This is a genomic window from Polynucleobacter sp. 35-46-11 (assembly GCF_002281105.1).
The window spans coordinates 1-5,269 of the sequence record NZ_NCFJ01000145.1 but is presented as its reverse complement, the minus strand read 5'-3'; the positions used below and the strand labels follow the sequence as shown (position 1 = coordinate 5,269).

Annotated in this window: 4 protein-coding genes and 1 pseudogene; all 5 read right to left on the bottom strand. The window is 46.9% G+C overall.

Annotation, left to right across the window (positions count from 1 at the left end):
- Positions 1-1,275, bottom strand: a 1,275-nt coding sequence (locus B7Y67_RS10330) for an adenylosuccinate synthase (RefSeq protein ID WP_293598572.1), incomplete at its 3' end; no start/stop codon positions are given.
- Between the two features lie 60 nt (positions 1,276-1,335).
- A complete protein-coding gene (locus tag B7Y67_RS10325) occupies positions 1,336-2,499 on the bottom strand; it encodes an ATP phosphoribosyltransferase regulatory subunit (RefSeq protein WP_293598571.1) in 1,164 nt (387 codons plus the stop codon).
- 18 nt (positions 2,500-2,517) lie between these two features.
- Entirely contained in the window at positions 2,518-3,390 is an 873-nt protein-coding gene (gene hflC, locus B7Y67_RS10320) for a protease modulator HflC (protein ID WP_215300979.1), read from the bottom strand.
- The gene (hflK, locus tag B7Y67_RS10315; RefSeq protein WP_293598570.1) at positions 3,390-4,892 is read right to left on the bottom strand and encodes an FtsH protease activity modulator HflK; all 1,503 of its coding nucleotides are present in this window, start codon (positions 4,890-4,892) and stop codon (positions 3,390-3,392) included. Before hflK ends, hflC begins: the two co-directional genes overlap by 1 nt.
- Positions 4,885-5,269, bottom strand: a pseudogene (locus B7Y67_RS10310) (GTPase HflX); the annotation flags it as partial. The gene hflK and the pseudogene B7Y67_RS10310, both read right to left, overlap by 8 nt.

Genomic DNA, 5,269 nt, shown 5'->3' with positions numbered 1-5,269 from the left:
GATCGGCTTTCCTGCAACTTCTTCGATACGACGCAGGAACTTCTGTGCCTCTATTGGGAGTTTGTCCCATTCACGAATACCAAAAGTAGTTCCCTTCCAGCCTGGGAAATCCTCATAAATTGGTTCACAGCGCGCAACAGCTTCGGCGCCACGCGGTAATACATCTAATGTTTGACCATCCAGCTTGTAACCTACACAAAGGCGAATAGTCTCAAAGCCATCCAATACGTCTAGCTTGGTAATACACAGGCCAGACAGACCATTAATCTGAATTGAGCGCTTAAGAGCGGCAGCATCTAACCAACCAGTACGGCGTGGGCGACCAGTAACAGAACCAAACTCTTTGCCGACTTCAGCCAAACGAACGCCAACAGGATCTTGTTTAGCGGCATTATCAAAATCATACAGCTCGCTTGGGAATGGACCAGCGCCAACACGAGTGCAATAGGCCTTCGTAATGCCCAAAATATATTGCAAAGAATCTGGACCAACACCAGAGCCAGCAGCCGCATTACCTGCCACGCAGTTGCTTGAAGTGACATATGGGTAAGTACCATGATCAATGTCGAGCAAAGTGCCTTGCGCACCTTCAAACAATAAATTTTGACCTGCCTGCTCTGCTGCATATAAAGCACTAGAGACATCAACTACCATGGGCTTAATTCGCTCGGCATAAGACATGGCTTCTTCAAAAGTCTTTTGGTAGTCAACCGGTTCAGCACCGTAGTAGTTGGCGAGCATGAAGTTGTGATACTCCAAGTTCTCACGCAATTGCGCTGCGAATTTTTCTGGGTAAAACAAATCTTGAACTCGTAAGGCGCGACGAGCAACTTTATCTTCGTAAGCCGGCCCGATTCCACGACCGGTTGTACCAATCTTGGCATCGCCGCGCTTTTTCTCGCGAGCATGATCAATCGCTACGTGATACGGGAGAATCAATGTCGTTGCCTCAGAAATCTTCAAACGGGATTGAACATCCAGTCCAGCAGCCTCTAGCTCGCCGATTTCTTTAAAGAGCGCCTCTGGAGAGAGCACCACACCATTACCGATATAGCAAATGACATTTTTGTGCATGATTCCAGATGGAATCAAACGCAGAATAGTTTTTTTGTCGCCAATGATCAGAGTGTGACCTGCATTATGTCCACCCTGAAAACGCACAACCGCTTGAGCATGATCAGTTAACCAATCGACTACTTTGCCTTTGCCCTCATCACCCCATTGGGTGCCGATGACAACGACGTTACGACCATGAGCTTGTTGCTTTGAAGACATAATAAAATCCAAAAGGTAATTACAGAATTAGTACGTTATTAATGAAGCTTTATTTCTTTTTTATTTCTTTTTTATTTCCCATGAGCTGCCCTGCTTTACTAGCTCTCGATCACAAAGATACTCAGCAGTTTCCACAGCATCACCATTCATTTCCTGAATAACTACTTCACCAGCTTGACGCAGCTCAGCAAGCTTACTAGCTAGGCTTGCATCGATAATCCAGGGCGCTAAGATGGCAGGCTTTCTTTGCGCAGCAGGCGCTAGATTAGCTAGGGTCAATAAATCCATTGAAAAACCAGTGGCAGGACGAGGACGTCCAAATGCTTGACCAACATGATCGTATCTACCACCACGAGCGATAGGCTGAGGCAACTTATCTACATAAGCCGCGAACATCACACCACTGTGATATTGATAACCACGTAAGTCTGCTAGATCAATACTAAGCTCAACATTATTGGGTAGTGCAGCAGTTGCAGCAACTAGCATTTCCAATTGAGCTAAGGCATCGTCAATGAGGGGGTGTTTCGGCAGTGCATTTTTAGCGCTCACCAATACTTGCGTGCAAGGGCCATTCAACTCAGTCAGCGCCATTAAGGCTTCGGCTGATTTAGCAGGTAAAGCTTTAGCCCAAATCGCTAAACGGGGACGATCCTTACTTTGCAGTAGGCCATAAAGAGTTTCGACATCACTCTTATCTAAGTTTTGCCCATCCAGGATGCCTTCGAGCACACCTGCATGTGAAAGATCTAAATACACTTTGTTTAGATCAGCAAGAGCCAAAGTCTGCAGTAGCAAAGTGACCGCCTCAAAATCAGCTTCCCATCCTGCGCAGCCATAAATTTCAGCGCCAATTTGCAACTCTTCCCGAGCAGAACTACCCACGGGTGTACGAGCATGTGCAATTGATCCCGCATAGCATAGACGTGTTACACCTTGGCGATTCAATAAATGCGCATCAATCCGCGCAACTTGTGGGGTCATGTCAGCGCGCAGACCCAAGGTACGACCAGACAACTGATCAACCAACTTAAAAGTTTGTAAGTTGAGATCTGAACCAGTGCCGGTTAGCAGTGAATCTAGAAACTCCAGAATCGGTGGCGCAACAAGCTCATAACCATAGGTCTGATACAAATCGAGGATGGCACGACGCAGAGACTCTACTTTTCGAGCCTCGGCTGGTAAAACATCAGCAATATCTTCAGGAAGCAACCAACGATTCATGATCCGAAATATTCACTCTTAATTTTTTTTGTGCAGGAACTTGAAGAATTCACCATTAGGCTCGACCACCATGACATCCTTCTTATCCTTGAAGGAGCTGCGGTAAGCCTGAAGACTTTGGTAGAACTGTGCGAACTGTGGATCGCGCCCAAATGCCTCTGCATATAGCGAAGTGGCTTTTGCATCACCAGAACCTTTAATCTTCTGCGCTTCACGATAAGCTTCAGCCAAAATAGTGTCACGCTGACGCTCAGCATTTGCTCGAATCTTGTCAGACTCTGCAGCACCAGTTGAACGTAACTCGTTAGCAACGCGTTTACGCTCAGCTTCCATACGTCTGTATACAGAGTCACTAATTTCAGCCAAGAGGTCAACACGCTTGAGGCGAACATCGACAATTTCAACACCGATATCAGAGGCATCATCAGCTACTTTTTTACGAATCCCCTGCATCACTTGTTCACGTTGATCTGAGATGATTTCCCGGACTGTTCGCTTGGTGAACTCTTCGTTTAGTGCTGAACGCACTAATTGTGTAAGTCGATCTTGCGCTAAACGTTCATCACCTTTAAAGCTAACGAAGAATTTACGAGGATCAACAATGCGCCATTTAACGTAAGAGTCAACTAAGAGATTTTTCTTTTCGGAAGTAATAAAGCGCTCTGCTTCAGGAGTATCAATCGTCAAAATACGACGATCGAAAAAGCGAACATTTTCAAACGGTGCTGGGTACTTCAATTGCAACCCTGGTTGCTCAATCACCCTGACAATTTGCCCGAAAGCAAACACCACCGCAAAGTTGCGCTGATCTACGACAAAAATACTAGAAGCCAGTACATACCCGAGAGTTATCAGACCAGCGATAGCAGCTAAGAGACGATTTGCGTTCATTATCTTGCATCCCCTCTATCACGGCTTCTTAAGCCGTCGCGTTTTTCGGCAGCACCAATACTCGGAGCATTACTCGAGCTTGGGCTAGTTACGTTGTTGCTAAATGGAGCGGCTGGATTACCTGTCGCGCCACCCACTGTTACTGATCCGGTAGGTGTAGAAGCTGAGACCTGACCAGCAGCAACTTGTGCACTCTCAGCGCTAACTTGCGCAATGATCTTATCTAGCGGCAGATAGAGCATGCTGTTGCTCTTAGTAGTGTCTACCAAGACTTTGGAAACGTTGTTGTACATCTCGCGCATGCTATCAATGTACATACGGTCACGAGTCACACCAGGTGCCTTTGCATACTCAGTCAAGACTTGCTTGAAGCGATTTGCATCACCCTCTGCAGTCGCAACCACTCTAGCCTTGTAACCTTCAGCCTCTTGAATCAGTCGATCAGCTGTACCTTTTGCACGAGGAATAATATCGTTAGCGTATGCCTGCCCTTCGCTCTTAAGACGCTCCTGGTCTTGCCCTGCTTTTACAGCATCGTCAAATGCTGCTTGCACTTGCTCTGGAGGCTGAACGTTTTGAACGGTCACGCTCGTAACGTAGATACCAGTTTTATAGCTATCTAGAATTTTCTGTATCGAGGCAGCCAAATCAATCGCAATCTTTTCACGACCTTCGTATAAAACAGTATCCATCTTGCTACGCGCAACGATTTCACGCACTGCAGTTTCTGCAGCCTGAACCACAGTCATATCGGGATCACGATTATTAAATAAATAATCTGTTGGATCTTTTAAACGATACTGAACTGCAAAACGCACATCAATGATGTTTTCATCTTCAGTCAGCATTGAGGTATCTTTTTGATTAGTTGCTTTAATCAAAATTGAACGCCCAACCTCTACAGAACGCACCCCTGAGACATTTACAGTTTGCTCTGCCTGGACAGGCCAAGGCATACGCCAGTTAATACCAGGGCCAGACGTGTAAGAGTACTTACCGAAGGTAGTCACTACCCCAGACTGACCCTCTTGGATCATGTAAAAACCACTTAAAAGCCATATTAATCCCACGCCACCAGCAACCAAAATCACGCTTGCTCTTGAGCCAAAGGGATTGCTGAAGTTGAAGTTAGGTGCACTCATGCCACCACCACCGTTATTGCCACCGCCATTACCGCGCTGGGATGGAGGTGGAATGTCAGTGCTGTTTGGCTTGTTTGCAGGCTTGCTTGAGCCGCCTGGCTTTTTCTTACCGCCAAATAAACTGCCTAGGCGGTCATTAAAGTCACGCCATAGCTCATCTAAATCTGGAGGACCGTCTGGTCGTGCAGGCCGATTCTGCGGTTGAGTTTCAACAGGCTTATCCGCATCTGGCTTCGCCGGATCAACTTTTGGGTTTTGGTCGGAGCTTTGACCCTCTTTCGCATCTTTAGATCCACTGCCTGGGTGACTATTACCCCAGCCTGGATCATTGACCGAGAACAGCTCAAGAAATTTACGCATCGTTTGGTGAATATTTTCGGTTAGGAATTGGGTTAAATTCGGAAGTCTCTGGTCGTTCGGGTAAAGGAGCTAAAAACTCGTCTGGATCCATTTGGACCTTAGCGCGATTCTGCTCGATCCTTATTCTATCAGTCATTTGAGAGCATTCAGCCAGCGCTGAGCGCAATAAATCAAGGCCAAGGCCAGTCTTGGCGGAAAGGAAAACCTGGCTCGGGATTCCCTCCGAATCGCGGACCAAAACAGCCCCCTCCGTAAAGGTCTGAGGCATCTGGTCAATCTTGTTCATGACCTCAATTCGAGGGATGTCATCAGCGCCAATTTCTCGTAAAACCGCCTCTACTTCGGCCTTTTGCTCCCTTGCTACAGGGCTGCAAGCG

Excerpts from the sequence above, each read along its gene's own strand:
- B7Y67_RS10325 (WP_293598571.1), bottom strand. The coding sequence starts at position 2,499 with ATGAATCGTTGGTTGCTTCCTGAAGATATTGCTGATGTTTTACCAGCC.
- hflK (WP_293598570.1), bottom strand. The coding sequence starts at position 4,892 with ATGCGTAAATTTCTTGAGCTGTTCTCGGTCAATGATCCAGGCTGGGGT.
- hflC (WP_215300979.1), bottom strand. The coding sequence starts at position 3,390 with ATGAACGCAAATCGTCTCTTAGCTGCTATCGCTGGTCTGATAACTCTC.